26 protein-coding genes are annotated in these 25,505 nt (G+C 54.5%); 11 read left to right on the forward strand and 15 right to left on the reverse strand.

Annotated features, from left to right (window positions below):
• Nucleotides 1–29: 29 nt before the first annotated feature.
• Together nosR and AYI87_RS12635 are read right to left on the reverse strand one after the other, a co-directional pair.
• Nucleotides 30–2,096 carry a transcriptional regulator NosR gene (gene nosR, locus AYI87_RS12630; RefSeq protein WP_260865138.1) on the reverse strand — a complete coding sequence of 689 codons (2,067 nt, stop codon included), beginning with the start codon at nucleotides 2,094–2,096 and terminating at the stop codon, nucleotides 30–32.
• A gap of 358 nt (nucleotides 2,097–2,454) precedes the next feature.
• Entirely contained in the window at nucleotides 2,455–2,751 is a 297-nt protein-coding gene (locus tag AYI87_RS12635) for a c-type cytochrome (RefSeq protein WP_144202559.1), read from the reverse strand.
• A gap of 383 nt (nucleotides 2,752–3,134) precedes the next feature.
• Here AYI87_RS12635 and AYI87_RS12640 point away from each other — a divergent pair, with 383 nt between their 5' ends.
• Nucleotides 3,135–3,587: a GNAT family N-acetyltransferase gene (locus AYI87_RS12640; protein ID WP_144202561.1), complete on the forward strand. Its 453-nt coding sequence runs from the start codon at nucleotides 3,135–3,137 to the stop codon at nucleotides 3,585–3,587.
• Between the two features lie 142 nt (nucleotides 3,588–3,729).
• Here AYI87_RS12640 and AYI87_RS12645 read toward each other — a convergent pair whose 3' ends face one another.
• Nucleotides 3,730–3,906, reverse strand: a complete 177-nt coding sequence (locus tag AYI87_RS12645) for a hypothetical protein (protein ID WP_258406130.1) — start codon at nucleotides 3,904–3,906, stop codon at nucleotides 3,730–3,732.
• A 295-nt stretch (nucleotides 3,907–4,201) separates the two neighbouring features.
• On the opposite strand from AYI87_RS12645, the gene AYI87_RS12650 reads away from it, so the two are divergent.
• Nucleotides 4,202–5,080, forward strand: a complete 879-nt coding sequence (locus tag AYI87_RS12650) for a radical SAM protein (RefSeq protein ID WP_144202565.1) — start codon at nucleotides 4,202–4,204, stop codon at nucleotides 5,078–5,080.
• A gap of 60 nt (nucleotides 5,081–5,140) precedes the next feature.
• Here the strand turns inward: AYI87_RS12650 and AYI87_RS12655 are convergent, their stop codons facing one another.
• A complete protein-coding gene (locus AYI87_RS12655; RefSeq protein WP_144202567.1) occupies nucleotides 5,141–5,974 on the reverse strand; it encodes a mechanosensitive ion channel family protein in 834 nt (277 codons plus the stop codon).
• Between the two features lie 231 nt (nucleotides 5,975–6,205).
• Here AYI87_RS12655 and AYI87_RS12660 point away from each other — a divergent pair, with 231 nt between their 5' ends.
• Nucleotides 6,206–6,661, forward strand: a complete 456-nt coding sequence (locus AYI87_RS12660; protein ID WP_144202569.1) for a hypothetical protein — start codon at nucleotides 6,206–6,208, stop codon at nucleotides 6,659–6,661.
• A gap of 223 nt (nucleotides 6,662–6,884) precedes the next feature.
• On the forward strand, nucleotides 6,885–8,060 hold the full coding sequence (locus AYI87_RS12665) for a type III PLP-dependent enzyme (RefSeq protein ID WP_011867188.1): 1,176 nt from the start codon (nucleotides 6,885–6,887) through the stop codon (nucleotides 8,058–8,060).
• Nucleotides 8,061–8,126: 66 nt separating this feature from the next.
• Here AYI87_RS12665 and AYI87_RS12670 read toward each other — a convergent pair whose 3' ends face one another.
• Complete coding sequence (locus AYI87_RS12670) at nucleotides 8,127–8,342, reverse strand: YdcH family protein (RefSeq protein WP_011867187.1); 216 nt, start codon at nucleotides 8,340–8,342, stop codon at nucleotides 8,127–8,129.
• Nucleotides 8,343–8,785: 443 nt separating this feature from the next.
• On the opposite strand from AYI87_RS12670, the gene udp reads away from it, so the two are divergent.
• Nucleotides 8,786–9,544 carry a uridine phosphorylase gene (gene udp, locus AYI87_RS12675; protein WP_011867186.1) on the forward strand — a complete coding sequence of 253 codons (759 nt, stop codon included), beginning with the start codon at nucleotides 8,786–8,788 and terminating at the stop codon, nucleotides 9,542–9,544.
• A gap of 76 nt (nucleotides 9,545–9,620) precedes the next feature.
• On the opposite strand, the gene AYI87_RS12680 is transcribed toward udp, so the two are convergent.
• A complete protein-coding gene (locus tag AYI87_RS12680) occupies nucleotides 9,621–10,373 on the reverse strand; it encodes an ion channel protein Tsx (protein ID WP_041407482.1) in 753 nt (250 codons plus the stop codon).
• A 300-nt stretch (nucleotides 10,374–10,673) separates the two neighbouring features.
• Between AYI87_RS12680 and AYI87_RS12685 the strand changes: the two genes are divergently transcribed.
• The 6 genes from AYI87_RS12685 (at nucleotide 10,674) to AYI87_RS12710 (ending at nucleotide 17,124) form a co-directional block, all read left to right on the forward strand.
• A complete protein-coding gene (locus AYI87_RS12685) occupies nucleotides 10,674–11,135 on the forward strand; it encodes an NfeD family protein (RefSeq protein ID WP_144202571.1) in 462 nt (153 codons plus the stop codon).
• Between the two features lie 29 nt (nucleotides 11,136–11,164).
• The gene (locus AYI87_RS12690) at nucleotides 11,165–12,091 is read left to right on the forward strand and encodes an SPFH domain-containing protein (RefSeq protein WP_144202573.1); all 927 of its coding nucleotides are present in this window, start codon (nucleotides 11,165–11,167) and stop codon (nucleotides 12,089–12,091) included.
• Entirely contained in the window at nucleotides 12,088–13,023 is a 936-nt protein-coding gene (locus tag AYI87_RS12695; RefSeq protein WP_144202575.1) for an SPFH domain-containing protein, read from the forward strand. Before AYI87_RS12690 ends, AYI87_RS12695 begins: the two co-directional genes overlap by 4 nt.
• Before the next feature lie 159 nt (nucleotides 13,024–13,182).
• Complete coding sequence (gene uvrD, locus AYI87_RS12700) at nucleotides 13,183–15,363, forward strand: DNA helicase II (protein WP_144202577.1); 2,181 nt, start codon at nucleotides 13,183–13,185, stop codon at nucleotides 15,361–15,363.
• A 114-nt stretch (nucleotides 15,364–15,477) separates the two neighbouring features.
• A complete protein-coding gene (gene ubiA, locus AYI87_RS12705) occupies nucleotides 15,478–16,338 on the forward strand; it encodes a 4-hydroxybenzoate octaprenyltransferase (RefSeq protein WP_144202579.1) in 861 nt (286 codons plus the stop codon).
• 225 nt (nucleotides 16,339–16,563) lie between these two features.
• Nucleotides 16,564–17,124: a hypothetical protein gene (locus AYI87_RS12710; protein ID WP_144202581.1), complete on the forward strand. Its 561-nt coding sequence runs from the start codon at nucleotides 16,564–16,566 to the stop codon at nucleotides 17,122–17,124.
• 77 nt (nucleotides 17,125–17,201) lie between these two features.
• On the opposite strand, the gene hemB is transcribed toward AYI87_RS12710, so the two are convergent.
• From hemB to AYI87_RS12755, 9 genes are all read right to left on the reverse strand, one after another.
• A complete protein-coding gene (hemB, locus tag AYI87_RS12715) occupies nucleotides 17,202–18,218 on the reverse strand; it encodes a porphobilinogen synthase (protein WP_011867178.1) in 1,017 nt (338 codons plus the stop codon).
• A 91-nt stretch (nucleotides 18,219–18,309) separates the two neighbouring features.
• Nucleotides 18,310–20,178 (reverse strand): diguanylate cyclase, encoded by a 1,869-nt coding sequence (locus tag AYI87_RS12720; RefSeq protein ID WP_144202583.1) that lies wholly within the window; start codon nucleotides 20,176–20,178, stop codon nucleotides 18,310–18,312.
• Nucleotides 20,165–20,974, reverse strand: a complete 810-nt coding sequence (locus AYI87_RS12725; RefSeq protein WP_144202585.1) for a TatD family hydrolase — start codon at nucleotides 20,972–20,974, stop codon at nucleotides 20,165–20,167. The genes AYI87_RS12720 and AYI87_RS12725 overlap by 14 nt, the downstream gene beginning before the upstream one ends.
• Nucleotides 20,974–21,513, reverse strand: coding sequence for a hypothetical protein (locus tag AYI87_RS12730; protein ID WP_144202587.1), 540 nt, complete (start codon nucleotides 21,511–21,513; stop codon nucleotides 20,974–20,976). The genes AYI87_RS12725 and AYI87_RS12730 overlap by 1 nt, the downstream gene beginning before the upstream one ends.
• 111 nt (nucleotides 21,514–21,624) lie before the next feature.
• Nucleotides 21,625–22,380, reverse strand: coding sequence for a twin-arginine translocase subunit TatC (tatC, locus tag AYI87_RS12735; RefSeq protein ID WP_011867174.1), 756 nt, complete (start codon nucleotides 22,378–22,380; stop codon nucleotides 21,625–21,627).
• A gap of 3 nt (nucleotides 22,381–22,383) precedes the next feature.
• Complete coding sequence (gene tatB, locus AYI87_RS12740) at nucleotides 22,384–22,782, reverse strand: Sec-independent protein translocase protein TatB (protein WP_011867173.1); 399 nt, start codon at nucleotides 22,780–22,782, stop codon at nucleotides 22,384–22,386.
• Nucleotides 22,783–22,788: 6 nt separating this feature from the next.
• Nucleotides 22,789–23,019 carry a Sec-independent protein translocase subunit TatA gene (gene tatA / locus AYI87_RS12745; RefSeq protein WP_011867172.1) on the reverse strand — a complete coding sequence of 77 codons (231 nt, stop codon included), beginning with the start codon at nucleotides 23,017–23,019 and terminating at the stop codon, nucleotides 22,789–22,791.
• Nucleotides 23,020–23,079: 60 nt separating this feature from the next.
• A complete protein-coding gene (gene ubiB, locus AYI87_RS12750) occupies nucleotides 23,080–24,729 on the reverse strand; it encodes a ubiquinone biosynthesis regulatory protein kinase UbiB (protein ID WP_144202589.1) in 1,650 nt (549 codons plus the stop codon).
• Entirely contained in the window at nucleotides 24,726–25,349 is a 624-nt protein-coding gene (locus AYI87_RS12755) for an SCP2 domain-containing protein (RefSeq protein ID WP_144202591.1), read from the reverse strand. Before AYI87_RS12755 ends, ubiB begins: the two co-directional genes overlap by 4 nt.
• Nucleotides 25,350–25,505 lie beyond the last annotated feature (156 nt).

The raw sequence follows: 25,505 nt of genomic DNA on the forward strand, positions 1-25,505 counted from the left end.
TTACCTGCACTTATATGTGTTGATTCGTCCTATACGGCGGTGACCGTTGGGATCTCTTGGTCTTTGTATTGCTGACGTTTGCGCGCCAGTTTTTTCAGCGGTGGGCACTTCTCTTCGTTGAAATAGGTCACCTGGCAGTCGAGGCAATAGTGGCACTCGCGCATGTTGATCACCCCGTTGGGATGAATGGCCTGGATCTCGCATTCCTTGGCACAGGTCTTACAGGGGGTGCCACACTCGGGGCGGCGCTTGAGCCAGTCGAACAGGCGCACGCTGTTGCTCACCGACAAGGCCGCGCCCAGCGGGCAGAGATAGCGGCAGAAGGTCTTGCGATTAAACAGGCTGGAGAAGATCATCAGCAGCGCCCAGAGAACGAAGGGCCACTGGCGATCGAACTTGAGCAAGAAGGTGGTCTTGAAGGGTTCTATTTCGGCAAATTGCTCCGCCATGGCTAGCGAGTCCAGCGACAGGCCAAAGAGTGCCAACAGGATCAGGTACTTGATGGCCCACAGGCGCTCATGTACGGCGAAGGGCAGCTCAACCTGCGGCAGCTTGAAGTAGCGGCCCATGACATTGACCAACTCCTGCAGGGCGCCGAAGGGGCAGAGCCAGCCGCAGTAGACGGCGCGCCCCCACAGCAGCATGGTCACCGCGGCGGCGCACCAGAGGATGAAGATGATGGGATCGAGTAGGAAGAGATCCCAGGAGAAATCCTTCATCAGGGCGTGCAAGAAGGTAAACACGTTAACCACAGAGAGCTGTCCGCCCCAGCTCCAGCCGATCACCACCACGGTAACCACCAGGAAGCCGTGACGCAGGCGGTGCATGAAGCTAGGGTGACGCACCAGAATATCCTGGAAGAAGAGGATCAGCAGCAAGACACCCATGAGGATCAGCAGCAGTACCACCTCCAGCTGTCTGTCGTGCCAGATCTGCTGCACCATGGTGAGCTCCGGCTCGGGTACTATGGCCGCCGGAGTGTCGACATACTTGTCCAGCGGATCGTACTGCCCCTTGAAGCTGGTGAAGATGCTGTCGATGGGGCCGGTCTGGCGGCGCACCAGTAGCTCGAACTGCCAGCTGCTACCTGGGTCGAACTCGTGATGCTGGGCGATGCGAAACACTGACATCTCGTTGAACTTGGGGGCACCCTGAATGTAGAGATCGCTGATGCGGTTGTGGTCCAGATCCCTGAAGGAGATGGCGTTATCCTTCTGGTGTACCTGGATGCGATCGAAGATGCCGCCACGCACATAGCCAGAGCCCTTGAAGGAGTAGCCATTGCCCATGACGGCCACCAGGTGCTCGCCGGGCTGCAGCGTCTGCATCAGCCACTGATAGTCGGCCTCGCCGAAGAGGTTCTTGCCTATGGTAGGGATGTCCGCCAGGGTGTAGTAGATCTCGGCAAACATCTCCTGCTTCTCATCGTCGCTGGCCTTGTCGACCTCCTCGGCGGCGGTGCCCTCGAAGGCGTCGTCGACGGTGCCGCGGGTCAGGTAGAGTTTGCGAATCGAGCCATCGCCGGTCAGCTCGGTCCAGTTGGCCGGAGAGAAGAGTTCCTGTTTGATGGTGGAGATAGGCTGGATCTGGTCGGCCTGCTGCTCGATGATACCGAGCGCGATGGCGGCCTGGGTGGCGGCCTTGGTGATGGCGACGTTCATCACCATGACGGTCACCGTCGCGCCCGAGAGGCCGTCGATGGCGACTATGCCCTCCTTCTCGTTGCCGCCCACCTTGAGCCTGTCTTTGACCGACAGCCCGGTATATTGCTCGGCAAACTTCCACAGCTTGCTCTCTGGGATCCCCGCCAGGATGATGGGTTCGTGGTGCTCGAGCACCTTGGCACCCAGGTATTTACCCTCTGGGTCGATGGCCACCAGGATATTGACCGGCTCGCCCGAGTAGGCGGGGATGCGGGCGATATCATTGGTCTCGAAGCCATAGCCCAGGATCTGCTGATCTTTGTAGATGGTCCACAGGGCTGGCTCGCCCTGCTTGTCTGAGATGCGTGTCGCCTCCGGGAACAGCTCATGCAGAATGGGCAGGGGATCTTTGGGCGGGCTGACAAACAGGGCATAGCTGGGCGCAGCCAGCATGAGTGCCAACAGGGTCAATAAAATCCATTTTGCTTGCCTCGCATGGTGCATCAATCTTGCCACTCGAACGCTCCTACAGTCAGTCCCAGGGTGTGTCAACCTAGTGTTATTTATGGTGCATCCTAAATGCATCTTTATGGTTATGACGTGACTGAGATCAAATAAATCGCGATTTTGTTAATTTGACACACATTGAAACAAGGCGATTTGGGGTGGCGATCACCCAGAAATTGGGCACCGGCGACTGGCTTTAGAAGGGGGGATAATCAGGGAAAAGACAGGGAAAAGACAGGCCGCGTCACCTGAGCGACGGGGCGCGACCTGTTGGGAGAGTGCTATCTTGTGAGGACGAGAAGGCTTACTTGAGGCTCTCGAAGTAGGCGGCCAGGTTGGCAATATCTTCGTCGGTCAGTGGCATGGCCATAGGCGTCATCACAGGATCTTGACGTGTACCTTCCTTGAAGGCTTTCAGTTGTTTCTCAATGTATTGAGCCTTCTGGCCTTTGAGGTTAGGGTAGATGGGCGCCAGAGAGATACCGTCGGCACCGTGGCAGGCGGCACAAAGCATAGATTTGGCTTTACCGGCTTCGATATCACCGGCGTGGGCCGTCAGAGACATTAGGCTTGCAAAAGCGATGAGGGCAATCTTTTTCATATGAACTCCATTAGAATAAGTTCTTTATTTTTAAGAACAATTGTTGTCGCAATATCTGATGACAGACGACTTTGGTCATCTAAATGTAGGCGGCGTCAATCGAATGCTTCCTAGTTTAGAATGGGGTAAATTTGGCATGTGAATATTAGGTGTATTTATAATGCATGTATTTGACCAAGGTCAAGTCTCGCCGAAATTTGCGGTGAGCGTCACAGCCTGTCACCTCTTTTGGGGCACTGGTCAGGTGCTTACAGAGCAGGCGTATACCGAACAGACGCTTACGTGGCAGGGATGGACGCCGAAGCGGTTAATCTGTAACGGCTAGGCAGAAGTAATTGAAAAAACGGCGATAGGCGCCGGGATTAACAAATGAGGGGATAGCTGTGCGTTGGGAGAGTGTGGCGTTTGCCGAGCTGAGCCTTGAGCGGCTCTACGAGCTGTTGAAGTTAAGGGTCGATGTGTTTGTGGTGGAGCAGGCCTGTGCCTATCCCGAGCTGGATGGCAAAGACACCCTGGCCGAGACCCGTCATCTGTTAGGTCTGGATGAGCAGGGACGGATAGTCGCCTATGCGAGGATCTTAGCCCCTGGGGTGAGTTACCCCCAGGCCAGTATCGGCCGGGTCATCGTCGCGCCATCGGCTCGCGGTGCGGGCGTCGCCAAGCCATTGATGCTTGAGGCGATCGCCATCGCCAGACAGAACTGGCCTGCCCAGGGCGTTCAGATCGGCGCCCAGGAATATCTAAAGGGTTTCTATCAAGGAGTGGGTTTTCGACCCGTGTCTGAGGTCTATCTGGAAGATGGTATTCCCCATCTCGACATGTTGCTGGATGCCTGATGCAGAGCTGTGGGCACACTAAGGGTCTAAAGAAAGGGACTAACGAAAGGGTCATAGAGACGTGCAAATAGAGGAGCACAGTGCGTGCTCCTCTATGTTCGGGCAATTAAGCCGTTAGGCTCGTCAGTCACCGAGTCGGTAACTAATCCCTGAGTTGGATCTTAGGATCATGTTCAACTTCGCCATATCTGTCTATGGTCGACAGCTGGCTCTGTTGGGCGATGATCGCCAGTGGACCCGAAGGCAAATGGCGAACAAACAACAGCCGATACCCGTATCGATGCAGGCTATAGAGGGCCATCTTTTGTTCCGCACTCATCGAGCTCCAATGCTCATCATGATGCAGGACGTTCCCTCGCCTGTCTTGCAGTTGCTGTGCTATTTGCATGTTATTATCTACACGTTTGTCGGCCGATGTAGCCAATATTTCTTTCTATGCTGGCACCGCCAGCCAGTTTTAAAAGATTAATCTTAATTAGATTAACGTCAGTCATTTTACTGACTTTAATTGAACATTAATTGAACGAGATCAATTTATGGGGCGAGAAGTGGGCCCGAAAGCGAAAAATTATGAAAATGCTCACATCTTGGTCACATTTTGAGACAGGCATAAAATGATTAATTATATCGAGCCGTTATTTCGGCCGCCTTCCGAGTGGAAGTCCCTCATACTCCAGGTAACCAATGGTTGTAGCTGGAATCGCTGCCACTTCTGCGACATGTATACCGCGCCGCAGAAGCAATTTCGTGCACAAAAAATAGATAAAATTGCAGAGGATATTCAACGGGTCGCCCAGCGAAACCTGCCGATCTCACGGGTATTCCTCGCCGATGGCGATGCCATGAGCCTGCCCTTTAATCGTCTGGAGGCTATTTGTCTGTTGATCCGTGAGCATCTGCCCCAGGTGACCCGCATCAGCAGCTACTGTCTGCCGCGCAATCTCAATAATAAGACGGATGCGCAGCTCGCCCGGCTCAGAGAGCTGGGGCTAAGCCTGCTGTATGTGGGCTGTGAGAGTGGGGACGACGAGGTGCTGGCTCGTATCGAGAAGGGCGAGACCTTCGACTCCTCCTTGCTGGCCTTGCAGCGCATACGCGCGGCCGGCATCAAGTCCTCAGTGATGATACTCAATGGTCTGGGGGGCGTGGAGCTGCGGAGGCAACACGCGCTCAACTCGGCGCGCCTGATGAATGAGGCGCAGCCGGACTATCTGTCGACCCTGGTGGTGACGCTACCCCTCGGCAAGGCGCGCATGGACGCCGGGTTCGACGGTGATTTTAGACTGCCGGATCAGCATGGCCTGCTGAGCGAGATGCAGCTGCTGCTGGGTGAACTCGAACTGGAGAAGACCATATTCAGGTCAGATCACGCCTCTAACTATCTGGTGCTCAAGGGGATACTGGGTCGTGACAAGCAGAGCCTGTTGACCCAGGTCGAGCAGGCGATTCAGGGATTGGTGCCCCTGCGCCAGGAGTGGCAGCGAGGCCTCTAGGGCGACGCCGCCTTATCTTTGGTGCTAGCGCTCGATATGACTTTATCGCTCGATATGACTTTAGCGCTCGATATGAATTTCGCGCACCGGGCAGGGGATCTCTATGCCAGCCTGGCGCAGCGCGTTGATCAGCTCCAGGTTGACCTGATACTTGTTCTGGTAGTAGCGATTGGTGGGCACCCAGTAACGCAGGCCTATCTCTAAGCCAATACTGTTAAAGCCGTTGATCCCTATCTGAGGGGCGCGCTCCTGATTCACCTCTTCGTTGGCATCCAGCACTTGTTGGGCGATGGCCAGCACCTGGTTGGCATCGCTGGCGTAGCTGATGTTGAAGCGTATCTCGACCAGCTTGTCGCTGAAGGAGTTGTGCAGGATCTCGCCGACGATATGTTTGTTGGGGATGCTGATCACCTCGCCTTCCTCGTTGGTGAGCAGGGTCAGTCCCAGGTGGATGCTCTTGACCACGCCGCTGACCCCCTGGATCTCTATGGTGTTGCCCACAACGAAGGGGCGGGTAACGATTATGGTGACGCCCGCCGCGTAGTTAGAGAGCATCCCCTGTAGCGCCAGGCCGGCGCCCAGAGAGGCCGCACCGATAGCCGCGACCATAGGCGTGATGCTGATCCCGAGCTTGCCCAGGGCGATAACCCCTACCATGACTATGATGAGAATGCGTACCAGATTGGAGACGAAGTTGCTCAGGGTGATGTCTATCTCATGCTTCTCAAACTGCTTGGCCACCAGGTTGGAGATCTTGTTGGCGACCCAGAGCCCCAAGAGGAAGATAAGCATCGCACCGACCAGCTGGAAGCTGTATTTCACCAGAAACTCGGTCAACAGGTTGTAGACATTTTGCAGTTGCGCCAGCTCCTGCTCCAGACCATTTTCGTTCATCACATTCGTCCTAAAATTTGCCGCGAACCACTATCGCGCGGGCATAGAATCCAACCTGGGTATGTTACTTAATATTCAATGGCTTGATAACCAATATCTCATTCATGTCCCATGACACTCATTAGCGTGAAGCATATCAAGCAATTGGCACGCATCCGAGGGCATGGCGGCCAGTATAAGATATAGTCTAGTTCACCCCTAAGTAACCTAATCCTTAGTAAAAGAGGCATTATGAAAGCGCTATTCTTGGCTGTGGGCGTGCTGTTTTCGGCCGCCAGCCTGGCCAGCAGCCTGACCACAGGCGATCGTATCGAGGCAATCACCCTGGCGGATCAACATCAAGCCGTGTGGGAGCTCAACAGCAATACCCAGGTTTTACTCTTTAGCCGCGGCATGAAGGGGGGCGAGATCATCCAGGAGGCACTTGAGTCCTTAGAGGGGCCCATGCCGGGTAACTGGCGTTATGTTGCTGACATCAGCGGTATGCCATCACTTATCGCCAAGTTCGTGGCCATCCCCAAGATGCAAGATCTCAACTTCGCCATCGGCCTGGATCAGGAGGGTGAGGCGACCCATCTGCTGCCTGGTGATAAGGAGACGGCGACAGTGATCACCCTGGAGGGGCTCAAGGTCGTCAAGGTGGTGAGTGTCGATTCCGCCAAGGCCCTGCTCGAAGCGGTGAAATAGCGCGAAAAGTGCTAGCCGATGGTTAGCAGAATTTAATTTAAAAATTAATAGCTTAGCTTGGCTTTCATCCCGTTGAAAATCAGGTTGTTCGTTTTGGAATAAAAATTTATTTATTAAGCATAAAAATTCGTTGATCTCGACGAAAAAATAGCGTTTACTTCGCAGCGATTTTTAACCGAATCACGCTAAATTATTTTTATTCTGCTACGGAGATACTGGCGAGATGAGCCAATTTCAAGCGATTGATGTTAATGAGTATTATGACCAAGCTACCTTTGAGCGTATCAAGGCGTTTGCTCAGGATAAACCGACACCTTTCGTGGTGATTGACACTAAAATCATTGCAAAACAATATGATGACATGGTGCATAACTTCCCTTATGCCAGTATCTACTATGCCGTCAAGGCTAACCCGGCCAAGGAGGTATTGACCCTGCTGCGTGACCGTGGCGCCAATTTCGATATCGCTTCTATCTATGAGCTGGATATGGTGAGCGACATCGGCGTGACGCCTGACAGAGTCAGCTATGGCAATACCATCAAGAAGCGTAAAGATGTGCGCGCCTTCTATGAGCGTGGCGTGCGCATGTACGCCTCTGATTCCGAAGCCGATCTGCGAATGATTGCCGAGGAGGCACCCGGTTCTCGCGTCTATGTGCGCATCCTGACCGAAGGCACTCACACGGCTGACTGGCCCCTGTCGCGTAAGTTCGGCTGCCAGAATGAAATGGCCTTCGAGCTGCTGGTGCTGGCCAAGACGCTGGGGCTCGAGCCCTATGGCATCTCATTTCATGTGGGCTCACAGCAGCGCGACATAGGCGCCTGGGACTCGGCCATCGCCAAGGTGAAGAGCATCTTCGAGCGTCTGCGTGAAGAGCATGGCATCGAACTGAAGATGATCAACTTGGGCGGCGGTTTCCCGGCGAACTATCTGGACAAGACCAACGAGCTGGGCACCTACGCCGAGCAGATCACCCACTTTCTCAAGGAGGACTTTGGCGATCAGCTGCCGCAGATCATCCTGGAACCTGGCCGCTCGCTACTCTCTAATGCCGGTGTGCTGGTGTCTGAGGTGGTGCTGATCAGCAAGAAGTCGCAGACGGCATTGGAGCGCTGGGTATTTACCGACGTGGGTAAGTTCTCTGGCCTGATTGAGACCATGGATGAAGCGATCAAATTCCCCATCTATACCGAGCGTCAGGGTGAGTTGGATCGCTGCGTGATCGCCGGCCCGACCTGTGACAGTGCCGACATCATGTATGAGCACTACAGCTACGGCCTGCCGCTGGATCTGGCTATAGGCGATCGCATGTACTGGCTAACGGCCGGCGCCTATACCACCACCTACTCGGCGGTCTGCTTCAACGGCTTCCCGCCGCTTAAGGATTACTATCTGTAGTAGATAGAATTTCTAAGAGATAAGAAAAGGGCGCCTGGGCGCCCTTTTTAATGTCTGATGTCCGCACTATTTGTCGTGTGCCTTAAGGATCTGATGCAGCTCCTCTTTGATATGCAGTTTCTGCTGTTTGAGTACCTTGACCTCTGGGGTGAAATCGCTGGCCGCATGTTGCTCTAGCTCTTTAATCTCGTCGTCGAGTTCGTTGTGTTTGTTAAACATCTTAAGAAAATGCGCGTCTTTTGATTTTAGTTCGCTGATCAGGTCTCTGTATTCTGGAAACATATTGGCCGTCCTTCTTGGTCAAAATGGGTGAGAGGTCATAGCAAAAGTGGTTAATTTCCCTTTGCTATGGTTTCAGCCTAGCGCGATCTGTTTGCTGGTTTTGTGATCGACTTCACCGCCTGGGACTTCGTTTTCGTGGCTTTACTACAGCTTAATTAACCTGTTGTCATACAAGCTTATTTTATCATTCTTATTTGGGTGTAAAACCAGGTTTTCGGCGACGGCTCTGGGCAAGTGATAAATTTTGCCGGGTGGCTGGCAGCCTAGGTGGGACTTGCTATATTTTCAGTGCTGCTAGCGAAAATGCTTTGGTAAATTCATTACAACAAATTATCTAACTACTGGCGGGGAAAGTGTGATCAGGTTAACCTTAATGGCTTTCATACTAGGTTAAAGTCCATTTAATAAGAATTTTATAATCAAAATTGAAAGGGGTTTTCACAATGTCAGATGTATTTCATTTAGGCCTGACGAAAGAGATGTTAGATGGTGCAACACTTGCTATCGTTCCGGGCGACCCAGAGCGTGTGAAACGTATTGCCGAGTTGATGGACAATCCAACATTTCTGGCCAGTCACCGCGAATACACCAGCTACCTTGCCTATATCGATGGTAAGCCGCTGGTGATCTGCTCTACCGGTATCGGTGGTCCATCGACCTCTATCGCCGTGGAAGAGCTGGCACAGCTGGGTATCGATACCTTCCTGCGCGTCGGCACCACGGGTGCTATTCAGCCACAGGTTAACGTGGGTGATGTGATCGTGACTCAGGCGTCAGTGCGTCTAGATGGTGCGAGTCTGCACTTTGCACCTATGGAGTTCCCAGCCGTGGCGAACTTCGAATGTACTACCGCCATGGTGGCGGCGAGCCGTGAAGCGGGTCTTGAGCCTCATATCGGTATCACAGCTTCGTCAGACACCTTCTACCCAGGTCAAGAGCGTTACGATACCGTGACGGGTCGTGTGACTCGTCGTTTTGCCGGTTCGATGAAAGAGTGGCAGGACATGGGCGTACTCAACTATGAGATGGAGTCATCGACTCTGTTCACCATGTGTGCGACTCAAGGTTGGCGCGCGGCGTGTGTGGCCGGTGTAATTGTTAACCGTACTCAGCAGGAGATCCCTGATGAGGCGACCATGAAGCAGACCGAGACCAGTGCCGTGTCTATCGTGGTAGCGGCGGCGAAGAAGCTGTTGGCTTAAGCCTAGCTGCTTAACTCGCTAGATTAAAAAAGGCGCCTGATGGCGCCTTTTTTATGAGCAAAGCATACTTAAAAACTTAGAAGTGATACTTGGCGATCACCGAGTAGGTGTTCTGATCTATGCCCTTAACACCATACTTGTTCTTCCAGTAATCGTATTCGATACCGACGAACAGCTTATCTTTCTTGTGGGCGCCGAAGATGGCCGCGCCCAGGTCGTACTTAACCTGAGGGTTGAAGTGGAAGTTCTCTTCATAGCCAGTGTTGTCGGCCGAGAATACCCAGTCGATAAAGCCGTCGAAGACGATGTTCGAGTGGCCTACCGGGAAGTCCATACGAAAGACTGGGGTCAACTGCCAGCCGTCACTCAGATTGCCTGTGCTGATAGCATCGCGACGATAGGTGTTTAGCTGGAAGTAGCTGAAATAAGGGATCTTGAAGTCGAGACCCACACCATAGAGGAAGCTCTTCACCGGGCCTTCGCCCTCTTCGTAGGTGAGTGCCAGCGACACGTCTGTGATGGCGCCTACGCCCACAGGCTTGCCTAAGATCTTGCTGGCGCTGAAGCGGGGCGAGATCTCTCCATAGGTGGTGCTGTCTTTGCCGCCGTTATTGCCATTGAAGTAGATGAAGTCCTGGAAGGCGAACCAGTCGCCATACTTCCAGCCGCCGGCGGTTTCTAGGGTAATAGTGGTTTGTCGCTCCGAGGGCGCCAGATCATAGTTGTCGCCATAGAGGGCGGTGGCACTGAAATCCCACCATTGAATCATATCATCGGCCAGCGCGGGCTGGGCGGCGACTAGCGCGAGGAGAAGCCATTTCCTGTTCATCATCTTTTTACCTTTATCATTATTTTTGGGGCAGCTTTTGATACTGCTATTTGGGGCTGAATTGAAAACAATCACGGCACTCTCAAGGTGCCTTTTCGGCTTATTTTCACGCCCTATTATTTATGCGCCGCAAGTATACGGGATTTCGCCATTGTGCCCAATTCCAAAACAATGTCTTTTACCTAGGTAAATTAAATGTTTGTTGCCTGTGTCACATTTGTATCATGACATAATATGTCGCATTGCAAGAAAAGAGCTGATATAGTCTTGGCAGGGATACTCTCATTTCAGGGGGGAAATATGGAGTTTTCTAATCCTATCTTTATCTGGATTGCCGTCGGTTTAGTCTTGATGTTAGCCGAGATCATTCTGCCTGGCGGTATCGTTATTTTCCTGGGCGCCGCCTGTTTGGTGGTGGCGGGCGCATTGACCCTAGGTTGGGTCGAAGGCTTTGTGCAGGCCCTGACGCTCTGGTTCATCGCCGCTATCGTCTTGTTACTGGCTTTTCGTCAGGTGACACAGCGCTTGGTGGGTGGTGATTCCCATGTGGATAATACCGATGAGGAGTTTGACCTTTATAATCAAGTTGCCGTCGTCAAGGCGGTGATCGGCCCGGCACAGCAGCAGGGACGCGTCGAGTTTCAGGGAAGCGAATGGCCAGCACTGGGTGATGGCAGCGAGATCCCCATCGGCGCGCGCGTCAGAGTGATCTGCCGCGAGAATATTGCCCTGGTCGTTGAACCTTTGACAGAGCAGGCATAGCCTGGCTGCTACTTTACAGGATGGAATCTATGTTTGAATTTACCATTTTTATACTCTTCGTTTTCTTTATTCTTTATAACCTATTGTTGATCGTTCCCATGCGCGAGGTACACGTTATCGAGCGTCTGGGTAAGTTTAGGGTGGTGTTACAGCCAGGTTTTCACTTTTTAATTCCCTTCTTCGACCGCGTAGCCTATCGCCACGACACCCGTGAGCAGGTGCTGGATGTGCCGCCACAGAGCTGTATTTCGAAGGATAACACTCAGCTGGAGGTCGACGGCCTGGTCTACCTCAAGGTGATGGACGGCAAGCTGGCCAGTTATGGCATCGAAGACTATCGCCGCGCCGCGGTGAATCTGGCACAGACCACAATGCGCTCCGAGATAGGTAAGCTGAGTCTGAGCGAGACCTTCTCCGAGCGCGACAGCCTCAACGAGTCTATCGTGCGTGAGATCGATAAAGCGTCTGACCCTTGGGGGATCAAGGTGCTCAGGTACGAGATCAAGAACATTACCCCGTCTCACAAGGTGATCCACACCCTGGAGAAGCAGATGGAGGCCGAGCGTAGCAAGCGCGCCGAGATCACTTTGGCCAACGCCGAGAAGGCGGCGATGATCAATCTCTCCGAGGGGGAGCGTCAGGAGGCTATTAACCTCTCGGAAGGTGAGAAGCAGAAACGGATCAACGAGGCCAAGGGTACGGCCCAAGAGATCGCCATCGTCGCCCGCGCCAAGGCCGAAGCCATGACCATGGTCTCAGAGGCCTTGGCACTTGAGGGCGGTAACGAGGCGATGAACATGCAGCTCAAGGAGCAGTTCATCACCCAGCTGGGTAAGATACTAAACGAAGCCGATATTTCAGTGGTGCCGGCCGAGATGGCCAAGCTGGAAGGATTCTTTGAGGGCATGGAGCAGGTGACTCAGAGTGTGGGTCAGGTAAAAGGAGGTCGCGCATGATCGCAGATATCAACACAGATTTAATCGTACTGGGCATTTGGGGACTGATCTTTGCCATCTTCATCATCAAGCTGTTTCAGTCGATTCGCCTGGTGCCTACCAAGTCGGCCTATATCGTCGAGCGTCTGGGTAAGTATCACACCACCTTAGATGCCGGTTTCCATGCCCTGGTGCCTTTCATCGACAAGGTGGCTTATGTACATGACCTGAAAGAGGAAACTATCGATGTACCGCCTCAGGAGTGTTTCTCCAGCGACGAGGTGAACGTCGAGGTGGATGGGGTAATCTATATCTCTGTGGTGGATCCCGTGAAGGCCAGCTATGGGGTGACCGATTACCGTTACGCGGCGATTCAACTGGCGCAGACCACTACCCGCTCTGTGATTGGTACTTTGGATCTCGACCGCACCTTCGAGGAGCGTGACGTGATCAGCGCCAAGGTAGTGGAGGTGCTGGATCAGGCCGGGGCTACCTGGGGGATCCGGGTACACAGATATGAGATCAAGAACATAGCACCACCCGAGACGGTGAAGAACGCCATGGAGATGCAGGTGAACGCCGAGCGTGAACGCCGCGCCCTGCTGGCCAAGAGCGAGGGTGACAAGCAGAGCAAGATCAATCGCTCCGAAGGGGTCAAGGCGGAGATGATCAACCGCTCCGAGGGTGAGATGCAGAAGCGTATCAACGAGGCCGAGGGTAAGGCCGAGGAGATCCTTACCATCGCCAAGGCGACCGCCGAGTCTATCGAGCGCATGGCCCAGGTGGTGTCGGCGCCAGGCGGAAAGAACGTGGTGCGCATGCAGCTTGGTGCCCAGTACCTTAAGCAGTTCGATGGCCTGACCAACAGCGCCAATAAGATAGTGCTGCCGGGTAATATGATGGACTTCGATCACTGGATGGACAGCATAGGGCTGGAAGAGAGCAAGGACTAATCCTCACTTGGCGCCCTAACGAACCTCAAAAGCCCAGGCCCTTGCCTGGGCTTTTTTATTGACTAGGGTTAGGCGTGGATGACTTATGGCGTTTCGGTCGACGGTAGGATCGCGCAACGCCTCCTGTTATACTTGCCGCCTGATTTTTTGGAGGCAAGAATGGACGTATCTTCTTTACTCGACGGCTTAAACGACAAACAGCGCGAGGCCGTCGGCGCACCACAATCTAGCATGTTGGTGTTGGCGGGCGCGGGCAGTGGTAAGACCCGGGTACTGACCCACCGCATCGCCTGGCTGATGCAGGTAGAGCAGCAGAGTCCCTATTCTATTCTGGCGGTGACCTTTACCAATAAGGCCGCGGCTGAGATGCGCGAGCGTGTGGAGAAGGTGAGCGGCAGCAACATGGGCCGCATGTGGATAGGTACCTTCCATGGCCTGGCACATCGCCTGCTGCGCACTCATTATCAAGACGCCAACTTGCCCCAGAGTTTCCAGATCCTCGACTCGGACGACCAGCTCAGGTTGATCAAGCGGATCCTCAAGAGCCTTAATCTGGACGAGAAGCAATATCCGCCCCGTCAGGCCCAGGGCTATATCAATGGCAAGAAAGATCAGGGGCTGAGACCCAAGCATATCGATGCCGGTGGCTTCCCCATTGAGCAGAATCTGCTGAAGATCTATCAGGTGTATCAGGAGTCATGTGATCGCGCCGGCCTGGTGGACTTTGCCGAGATCTTGCTAAGGGCCCATGAGCTCTGGCTCAACAAGCCCCATATTCTGGAGCACTATCAGGAGCGCTTTAAGAACATCCTGGTGGACGAGTTTCAGGACACCAACGCCATCCAGTATGCCTGGATCCGCGTGCTCGCGGGCAGCACGGCCAATGTGATGATCGTCGGTGACGACGACCAGTCTATCTATGGCTGGCGCGGCGCCCAGGTGGAGAACTTGCACCGCTTCCTGCAGGACTTCCCCGCCGCCCAGACCATACGCCTGGAGCAGAACTATCGCTCCAGCGGTAACATACTTAACGCCTCCAACGAGCTGATCGCCAACAACCCGGATCGACTGGGCAAGAAGCTGTGGACCGAAGACAAGGATGGCGAGAAGATTGGCCTCTATTGCGCCTTCAATGAGATGGATGAGGCCCGCTTTATCGTGGGTCGCATCACGGACTGGCAGGATATGGGCGGTAACCTCAGCGACTGCGCCATCCTCTATCGCTCCAACGCCCAGTCGCGGGTGTTGGAAGAGGCCTTGCTGCACAAGGGGATGGCCTATCGCATCTATGGCGGCCTGCGCTTCTTCGAGCGTCAGGAGATCAAGGATGCCATGGGGTATCTGCGGCTGATCAGCAACAAGAACGACGACGCCGCCTTCGAGCGTATCATCAACACGCCGACCCGTGGCATAGGCGACCGTACCCTGGAGATCCTGCGTAGCACGGCGCGCCAGCAGGAGCTGACCCTGTGGCAGACCTGTCTGCGCCTGCTCGATGAGAAGGTGCTCTCCGGCCGCGCCGCCAACTCGGTACGTGGCTTCATGGATCTTATCGTCACCCTGCAGCAGGAGACGGCGGAGCAGTCGCTGCATCGCATGACGGACCATGTTATCCAGGCCTCCGGCCTCAAGGCCATGTATGAGTCGGAGAAGGGCGAGAAGGCCCGCGCCAGGGTGGAAAACTTAGAGGAGCTGGTCACCGCGGCGCGCACCTTTGTGATGCCGGAAGATCTCGAAGACATGGGCGAGCTAAACGCCTTCCTCTCCCATGCCGCACTCGAGGCGGGCGAGGGCCAGGCCGATGCCTTCACCGATGCGGTGCAGCTGATGACGCTGCACTCGGCCAAGGGCCTGGAGTTCCCCATGGTGTTCATGGCAGGCGTCGAGGAGGGGATCTTCCCCAGCCAGATGGCGATGGATGAGGGCGACAGGCTAGATGAGGAGCGCCGCCTCTGTTACGTGGGCATGACCCGCGCCATGAAGCAGCTTTATATCACCTATGCCGAGTCGCGCCGTATCTATGGCCGGGAAAACTATGCCCGTCCGTCACGTTTCATCAAGGAGATCCCTGGCGACTATGTGCAGGAGATCCGCATGCGGACCAGCGTGTCGGCGCCGGCGAGCAGCAACAGATTCGGTCAGGCCCAGCCCGCCTTTAACGGTTCAGCCTTCAATGATTCTGGCTTCAATATCGGCCAGCGGGTAAATCATCCCAAGTTTGGCGAAGGCAAGGTGACTAACTTCGAGGGCAGCGGCGCCCAGGCCAGAGTCCAGGTGGATTTTCTCGACGTGGGCAGCAAGTGGCTGGTGGTGGCCTATGCCCGTTTGGAGACCTTGTAGGGATGCGTTGATAAAGCGCTTGAAACTCTTAGGGTGTCAGTCATAATGCCAAAGGATATTGATGAGCTTGCCCACAAAATCAAAGGCCAAAGCAGTCGTTAGGAGAGCCTAAAAATGAGCTTAAGGGATAAATTGGACGCCTATTTGCGTCTGGCGCGGATGGATAGACCCATAGGTACCTTCCTGCTGCTGTGGCCATGTTTGATGGCACTGGTGCTGGCGGCCGGAGGCATGCCGGATCTTAAGGTGTTGATCATCTTCGTTATCGGTGTGGTGGTGATGCGCGCCTGTGGCTGCATCATCAACGACTATGCCGACCGCAAGTTGGACTCCCATGTGGAGCGCACCAAGAGCCGCCCCCTGGCCAGCGGCGAGGTGACGGTCAAAGAGGCGCTTATCCTGTTTGTGGTGATGGGCCTGCTGGCCTTCGCCCTGGTGCTGATGCTCAACCCGCTGGTGGTACAACTCTCCTTCGTCGGTATCATATTGACCATCATCTACCCCTTTACCAAACGTTTCACCAACATGCCGCAGATGTTCCTCGGCGTGGTGTGGAGCTGGTCGATCCCCATGGCCTATGCGGCTCAGCTAGGCACAGTGCCGGTAGAAGCCTGGTGGCTGTTTGCCGCCAATTGGTGCTGGACGGTGGCCTATGACACCATGTATGCCATGGTGGACAGAGATGATGATCTTAAGGTGGGCATCAAGTCGACGGCTATCCTCTTTGGCCGCTTCGACCGGCAGATCATCGGCCTGTTTCAGCTGGCCGCCCTGGGCTGTTTCATCATGGCGGGGCTCAGCGCCGATCGCGGCCTGGTCTTCGCCCTGGGGATCCTCACCTTCATCGGCTTTGGCCTCTACCAGCAGAAGTTGATCTTCGACCGCGAGCGCGCCCCCTGCCTGCAGGCCTTCTTAAATAACAACTGGGCCGGCATGGTGCTCTTCGTGACCCTGGGCGCCGATTACCTCATCTAATACCATTAGGATGAAAAACAAAGCCATGACACTGCTTATAGGAGCGGCGCCATGGCTTTTTTAATGCTTGTCTCCTACAAGTTAGCCTATTCACCAAACTGACATCATCTCCCTATAGCATCTTGTCTGACGAGCCAAGAAGGCTATCGCCTTCTACACTTACTTAACGCAATAGCTCAGGCTACAGGAAAGCTCAATGGGCGCAGCGTTGAGGTGAGGCAAGGGATGATGTCATATTCGAATCTGGTGTTTGAGGTGGGTGAGTGGCAGCTCTATGAGCTGGTCTTGCTGGGTGTCGGCCTGGGGATCTTGCTACTGAGTCTGCTGATTGGACATTGGTGGCCCCTGGGACTCTGGCGCTGGGCCCTGGTGTTGATAGTCAGTGGCGGCCTAGTAACCCTTTGCGCGCAGAGCCGTCTTCAGGTGAGTCAGCTCAGCGACCTGCTGGTAAGAGGCGCCAAGCTTGAGGTGGTCGAGGGCAACTTTCACTACGGCGACTATCAGTTTTCTAACGTGGCCAAACATGGCATAGATTACCGCGAGATCAGCCTGGATGAGCGTGCCATTAAGCTGTATCACTCAGGCTATCTCCCCAGTGCCCGCTGCTACCGCGCCCTGTATACTCAGAATCAGTTTCACCCCGACGCCCACCTGCGGCTCTCCATCTACTGGAGCGAGTATCACTACACCTATCGCAGCAATCGCTATACTCTCAAGGCGCCCTGTATCGTTAAGGTGGAGCAGCTGTTTGACGATGAAGGTATGGCGCTGGCCGCCAGCCGTTAACTGTCATCATTCAATTCGCGCATAGAGACAAAAAAGCCAGCGACTCGCGTCACTGGCTTTTTGTTTAAAAGATAACCTTACTTATTATCGGCTTCTTTCAGCCACTGTGCGGCGCGCTTGGCGAAGTAGGTCAGGATGCCATCGGCACCGGCGCGCTTGAAGCACAGCAGTGACTCCATCACGATCGCCTTCTCGGCCAACCAGCCATTCTCGATGGCCGCCATGTGCATGGCATACTCACCGCTCACCTGATAGGCGAAGGTCGGTACGGCCAGCTCTGTCTTGACGCGGTTCACGATATCCAGGTATGGCATGCCAGGCTTAACCATCACCATGTCGGCGCCTTCCTGAATATCCAGGGCGACCTCGTGCAGGGCTTCGTCGCTGTTGGCCGGATCCATCTGGTAGCTGTGTTTGTTGCCGCCCTTGAGGTTGCCGGCAGAGCCGACCGCATCACGGAAGGGACCATAGTAGTTAGAGGAGTACTTGGCCGAATACGCCATGATCTGGGTGTTCACGTGACCCGCTGCTTCCAGTGCCTGACGAATCGCGCCGATACGGCCATCCATCATGTCCGATGGTGCCACGATATCGGCACCGGCCTCGGCGTGAGACAGGGCCTGCTTCACCAAGATCTCTGTGGTGATATCGTTCAGGATATAGCCGTCTTCGTCAATGATGCCGTCTTGACCATGGGTGGTGAAGGGATCCAGCGCCACGTCTGTCATCACCCCAAGTTGTGGGAAGGCTTCTTTCAGGGCGCGAACCGCGCGCTGCGCCAGGGCATCGGCGTTGTAGGCCTCTTCGGCCATCAGGGTCTTCTTCTCGGCTGGGGTCACAGGGAACAGGGCCACCAGAGGGATCCCCAGCTTAACGAGTTCTTCCGCTTCCTTGAGCAATAGATCGATTGAGTAGCGCTCAATGCCAGGCATTGAAGCGACCTGTTCAGTACGGTTATTACCTTCGAGCACGAACATAGGGTAGATCAAGTCGTTTACCGACAGCTGGTTTTCGGCCATCAGACGGCGACTAAAATCGTGTTTACGCATGCGGCGCATTCTGCGCTGAGGGAAAGCACTGGTAATGATGTTCACATTCGACTCCTAATTTAGGGTTGTTTGCTTTATTGGGCTACACACTTCACAGCTCATCCGTGGATGGGGCATAGCCACTAAGTCGGTTACTTTATTCTTCGAGTTCGGGCGAATAGACGCATACGCGATTTCGGCCCTCATGCTTGGCACGATAGAGTGCCTTGTCTGCCTGGTCGACCAGCAGCTGAGTGTGCTGATCATCGACGATCACTTCGGCGCAGATCCCGATACTGATGGTGAGCGGAATAGCCTGCTCTCCCCATGCCAGTGGCAACTCACAGACGGTGCTGCGCATCAGCTCCGCCACCTGTAGCGCCCCGTCACAGGAGGTATTAGGCAGTATCATAGCAAACTCTTCACCACCGAAACGTGATACCAGATCACTTGGGCGTCTTAATTTTTCCTTTAGCGCCTGGGCTATGGTCTTGAGCGCCTGATCCCCGGCCAGGTGGCCATAGGTGTCGTTGATCGCCTTGAAGCGGTCGATATCTATCATGAGGATCGCCAGCGGTGTCTGCTGACGACGACTCAGGCGGCCTTCGGCCTGCAGGCGTTTCTCGAAGGCGGCGCGGTTTTTCACGCCTGTGAGACTATCGACCGTGTTTTGTTCGGTAAGTTTCTGGTTGGCCTCATTTAATTCTCGAAGTGCGATCTCGAGCTCTAACGTGCGCTCCTGCACCATCTGCTCCAGGCGTTCGTTGCTGTCGGCCTCGATCTGTAGCGCCTCCTCCCGGGCCTGACGGATCCGCTGGGCCTGCAGCAAGGCTTCCTGCTGGATCTTGAGCTTGGCCTTACGCTCGTCGTTGTAGCGAATCGCCAATACCGCCGCCATAAAGACGATTTCGAAGCTCAGGCCGACCATTATCGGTGTCTGATGCATGATAGGCAGGTAGATGACCCCCAGATACATCATGGCGGTAACGAAGGAGCCTATTAGCATCCCAGACCAGGCCAGGGTGTAGAGCCTGGCCAGCTTATGGCCTCGTAGGCTCAGCAGCAGGGCGATCAGCATCAGCATGCTGGTGGTGATCAGCACGGCGACTATGTTGACCTTCAGGGCCACAGAGTAGCTTAAAAACGGCGTGACCAAGGTGAGAAACAGCCCGGTAGCGGCGCTGTAACGACAGAGCCTCAACATCTTGAGGTTGTGATACTTGAGCTGCAGCACCTTCTCGGAAAACATCAGCACGAAGGTGAGGGCGATCGGGATCAGTATGGGGATCATCACCGCCTGCAACACGGGCCAGTTGGGCCAGAGATAACGGAACGACAGGCCATGCAGGGTGGCCACCAAGAGGGTCACCGACAAGACATAGCCAGAGTAATAGCTGTAGCTGTAGGAGCGCGAGGTGAGTGCGATAAACAGGCTAAACAGGCCAATTGCCATCAGGGCGCCCAGCTGGAATCCCTGATAGAGGGACTGTGTCTCCGTGGCCTTGACGATATGGTCCGGCGACAGCAGGGAGATGGGCAGGTTGGCACTGCCCTCGGTATCGACCCGAATATAGAAGCTGTGTACCACCTCGGGCGCCAGTTCGAAACGATAGAGGAAATCGTTGTTGATGATGGGACGCTGGCTGAACGGATAGCTGTCGCCCATCTCCAGGTGAACTGTCGGCTTACCTCTCTGTAGGTGGTACAGGCTGACCCTATTCAGGTGCGGGTTGCCCAGCTTAAGGTAGCGCCGCATCTGGGTATCAGTGGCGTTGTAGAGGCTTATCTTGACCCAGAAAGGCTCTACCCCCAGGTGCTGGTTAAATTCCGGGGTCAGTCGTTGCCAGTGGCTGGAGCTTAGCTTGCTGACCTGCTCCAGGCTGGTCAGCGAATCATCTTGCACATAATAGAGCCAGGAGGCGAGCTCGATAGACTGGTTTTTATTGACCGCCAGCAGCGACTCCCCTTGGCTAAAGCCGGGGAAGCTCAGGGTGATCAGCAGGAGCAATAGCTTAAAGGGGCTCATAGTCCGCTTCTAGGCCGAAGAAGGCGCAGCTGTTGTGATAGGCCTGACGGGCAAAGGCCTCTTCAGACACGCCCCTGAGCTGGGCGATGACCCGGCTGATGTAGGGCAGGTATTGTGGCTTGTTCTTGCTCGACTTAGGCTTGGGTCGCATGCTGCGAGGCAGCAGATAGGGACTGTCGGTTTCTATCATGATGCGCTCGGCGGGAATGTCGACCACCAACTCGGCCAGCTCTTGGCCACGGCGCTCGTCGCACACCCAGCCGGTGATCCCTAAGTGCAAATCTAACTCTATGTAGCGCTCCAGGCTGGCGCGGTTGCCGGTAAAGCAGTGCAGTAGAGCACCCTTCAGATGCGGGCGATAGCGCTGCAGTATGGCGGCAAAGTCCTCATGGGCATCGCGCTCATGCATCAGCACAGGCATCTCCAGCTCGACGGCCAGGGCCAGCTGGGCCTCGAAGGCCTCGCGCTGTTTCGGTCGGGGCGAGAAATCACGGTTATAGTCCAGGCCACATTCGCCGATGGCCACAACGCCTGGCTGCCTAGCCAGCTGTATGAGTCGATCACGGCTAGTGGCGTCCCACTCGCTGGCATGGTGCGGGTGCACGCCCGCCGTGGTGTAGAGGGCGTTTGGATAACGGGCGATGCAGGCGATCGCCTGCTGACTCTCGTCTAGGCTGGAGCCAATAACAATGAGCGGCGAAACCCCATGGGCCGCCGCATCACTGATTAGCGTGTCACATTCTTGTTCTAACGGGCTGCCAACCAGGTTGACAGCTATGTCTATGTAGCTGGGCATTAGTCGATGCGCTTGACCCTGATGGTGGCGTTAGTGTCATCTTTACCCAACAGGAAAGAGCCTAGGGCGCCCTTCTCGATAAATACGGTTTCACCCGCCTTAACCTTGAAGCGATTGGTGTCATTCTGTTTCCAGACCTGGCCATTGTCGAAGCTGATGGTCAGGATGCCACGGGGATTCTTCTTCACCGACTTGACCGTCATGACAATCTTTTCGACGTCGGCTTTCTCTTCCTTGTAGACCTTACCGAAACTGGCTTCTGCCGAAGCGGGTGTGCTGGCAACTACGGCTGCTGACTGTGGTGCTGGCTTAGGTTGAGGTGTCGGTGCGGGTTTAGAGACAGGTGCCATATGGCTGCTGGCCTGAGATTTATTACCGACCTTGGCTGCAAGGTTGTCGTAGCAGATCAGTCTGTCTAGCTTGTCCTGTTTTGCCGCACATTGGCTGAGTTGCTGCTCGATACCGGCAGAGGCGTTGAGTGAGAAGAGAAGAGTGGAGAGGGCTATCCAGCTGGTCGGTGCCGCAAAACTTAAGCGCATATAGAGTTCCTTTTTATTATGGAGGGCTCACGGCGAGACAGGCTGATGATGGGGTAATAAATAACGACAAGCTATCCGTTGCCGGATAGCTTGCAGCAAGATTCAGTTTTATTACTCAGCGTTGTCTTGCTCGGAGAGCTCGTCTTCGTCAGAGTCCTTTTTACTGTAGAAACGCGCGGCAATCAATCCCCCCTCAAACAATATCAGCATAGGCACGGCCAACATGGTTTGCGAGATGATATCTGGCGGCGTTAACAGCATGCCGACCACGAAGGCGCCGACAATAATATAGGGACGTTTCGCCCTGAGATCTTCAACGGTAGTAACCCCCGCCCAACAGAGCAAGATCACCGCGATAGGGATCTCGAACGCCAGACCGAAGGCGAAGAACAGCTTGAGCACGAAGCTCAGGTAGCTGCTGATATCGGTCGCCACCTGCACCCCTTCGGGGGCCACGCTGGTGAAGAAGCCAAACACCACGGGAAATACTATGTAGTAGGTGAAGGCGATACCCAGGTAGAAGAGTATGGTACTACTGGCCAGTAGCGGCACCATCAGACGCTTCTCATGCTTGTAGAGGCCTGGCGCGATAAAGGACCAGATCTGGTACAAGACATAGGGAATGGCGATAAAAAACGCCAGGATCAGCGTTAGTTTAAAGGGAGCAAAAAAGGGCGCGGCCACATCGGTCGCAATCATACTACTGGACTCGGGTAGCGCCTGCATAAGCGGCGTGGCCATGTAGTGATAGATATCATTTGCCCAATAGACTAAGCAGATAAAGACCAGGAGGACACTGCCAATGGCTTTGAGCAACTTGTTGCGTAACTCAAGCAAGTGGCTGATTAACGGCTGCTGTTGCGACATGAACTACCCGTCAGATTTTTCGGTTGAATTGCTGGCCTTGGCTGTCGTGGTCTCTGCAGGTTTCGCCTCGCTGCTGGCGGGTTCGCTGCCAGTGGCAATATCTTCTACCTTATAGGGACGATTAACAGATTGGGCTGCTTCTTTTAATTGATCGATTGAATCCTGTAACTCGGGGGAGAGGTTCTTTAGCCCCTGGCTTTCTGCCTTCTTAAGATCTGCGTGCAGCTGCTCAATTTTAAGCTCTTGCTCCAGCTCGTCTTTTACCGAGTTAGCCATGCGCTTCATGGCACGAATCCAGCCTGTAATTGAGCGCACCGCGACCGGTAGTCTTTCGGGGCCGAGTACGACCAGCCCCAAAACACCAATCAACAGCAGCTCCATAAAGCCGATACCGTCGAACATAAGGAATTACGCCTGTTCTTTATCCTTGGACTCAGTCTTTTTCTCTTCAGTCTGAGCTGTTTTTTCTGCGCTGGTGTCTTCGATAGCCTTCTTCTCATCTTCAGAAGACATAGCATTCTTGAAGCCTTTAACAGCACCGCCGAGGTCACCACCTAGAGAGCGCAATTTCTTAGTTCCGAAAAGCAAAACAACGATTAAAGCAATGATAAGAAGTTGCCAAATACTGATGCCACCCATGTAACTTTCCTCTTGATGTAATACTGGTCCTATTATGACCCTTTGGTTATTTAGTGCTAGCTAAAATTTGCGATTCTTTGGTCTAGATCGCCATCCGAGTAACCACAAGGTTGCGCCGATGCCGATACAAGCATAAGAGGCCCATAGTGTAGCGTTTTGGGAAAATAAAATACTGCCACAGATCACTAAAACTGCTGATGTGATTAAAAGGTAGTTGCTTTTATGGGCTTTTTGTTGCTGCTTCAGGTAGCGATCCAGCAGCTGATTCTGACTGTTGACGAAGTTTTTACCCATCTTCAGGTTGTCATAGACAAGTTCAGGCAGCTCAGGCAGCTTATCTGTCCAGTAGGGGAACTGCTTCTTGATCTTCTTCGCCATGCCCAGAGGCCCCATCTGCTCCGCCATCCAGCTTTCCAGGAAAGGCTTGGCCGTCTGCCAGAGATCCAGCTGAGGATAGAGCTGACGTCCCAGGCCTTCGATATAGAGCAGGGTCTTCTCGAGCAGCACCAATTGTGGCTGCACCACCATGTCGAAACGGCGTGCGGTGCGAAACAGCTCCAGCAGCACATGGCCGAAGGAGATCTCATCTAAAGGCTTGTTAAACATGGGCTCGCACACCACCTTGATCGCCTGCTCGAAGGCGACTAGATCTGTGTCGGCCGCCACCCAGCCCGACTCGATATAGAGCTGGGCGATACGGGTATAGTCGCGGTTGAAGAAGGCGAGGAAGTTCTCCGCCAGGTAGCGCTTATCCTGCTCGGTGAGGGTGCCCATGATGCCGCAGTCCAGCCCTATGTAGAAGGGATCTTCCGGATGCTCGGTACTGACAAAGATGTTGCCGGGATGCATGTCGGCATGGAAGAAGTTGTCGCGAAATACTTGGGTGAAGAAGAGCTCGACGCCGCGCTCTGCCAGCAGCTTAAGGTTAGTGCCCTGGGCTTCCAGCGCCGCCCTGTCGGATACGGGTACGCCATAGATGCGCTCCATGACGATGAGGCGGGTAAAGCAAAATTCTTCATACATCTTAGGGATGTAGAGGGCGCCCGAGTCGACGAAGTTGTTTCTGAGCTTGATGGCGTTGAGGGCCTCGAGCTTGAGGTTGAGTTCACCTTCGATTGTGGTGCGATAATCTTCTACCACCTCGGCGGGGCGCAGACGGTTGCCGTGGCCAAGCAGAGTTTCCAGCACCTGGGCACTCTGGGTCATCAGTAGCAGGTCGGCGTGGACTTTCTCTTCAACATTGGGTCTGAGCACCTTGAGCACCACCTCTTCGCCGTTAGACTTGAGGGTGGCGGTATGTACCTGGGAGATGGACGCAGAGGCCAGCGGGGTGTCGTCGAAGTTATCGAAATAGGTCTCTATGGGCGCCCCGAGTTCGGCCTCTATCTGGGCGCGGGCGATGGCGGAATCGAAGGGCGGCACCCTGTCCTGCAACATGGCCAGCTCTTCGGCCCACTCGTCGCTGAGCAGATCCCGACGGGTCGACAGCATCTGGCCGAACTTGATGTAGACGGGGCCCAGCTCCTGCATCGCCAGCTTGAGACGCTCGCCGCCCACCTTGTCTTTATGTTGGTTGGTTAACCAGAAGAAGCTCCAGCGTAGCAGCCTGAAATACCAGGGTTTGAGCTTAGCGGGGATAAGATCATCCAGACCATATTGAAGCACCGTCTTTACGACTTGGTATGCGCGCCGCATGCTTTTGATTGTCATCTGTTGCTGTTTGCCTTGTTTATGAGTCGCTCAATCCGTTGGCTTAAGGCGTTGGTATCGGCCTCAAGTTGCTCGATTCTATCACTAAAATGAACAAGTTCTATCTTGTGAGGGCTCAGGCGATATTCTTCTGTGGCCAGCTGGCCCATATGATCCCAGCTCTTGCTCAGTACCTGACTCAGCTGTTGTTTCAGCTGCTTGGCGCCCTCGGTGAGTAGGTGAGTCGGCGCATCGCCTATGTAACTCGACAGAGGCTCGGCGAAATCGAACTCCACCTGCTGCATGAAGTGGCTAAAGCTCTGTAGCAGGTTGAGATCCCCTTCAAGGGTCAGCTTGTCTTGCTTGATCAGCTCGGTAAGGTTGGCGCCTTCGGTGAGCTTATAGAAGGTGGTCAGATCGGCATACACCTTGGTGGTCACCTCGCCATCATACTGGCTAAAGACCTGAATCTCTTTGGCAAACAACAGGTAGATGGGCCAGCCCAGTTGGCTGAGTTCGAGGCAGAGTACTCGCCCCTGCAGGTTGTGGAGTTTGGCGTAGGCGCCGGGAGACTGCTGAGTCACTTTTTTGAGTGCGGTTTCGAGGGCCGCACAGATCAGCAATGCAATTTCACGTTTCATGCGTTACCTAAGACCTGAGAATCGTTGGCTGCTGGGCTCATCATCAACTGATGACGGCGCAAAGGTGACGCTATTCTACACTAAACTGGCGACAAAAGGGCTAGGTAAAAATGTCATTTATTCAGTGAGATTGCGGCGAGGCGGCCAAAGTAGGCG

It is taken from the genome of Shewanella sp. KCT (assembly GCF_007636505.1).
Taxonomy (GTDB): domain Bacteria; phylum Pseudomonadota; class Gammaproteobacteria; order Enterobacterales; family Shewanellaceae; genus Shewanella; species Shewanella halotolerans.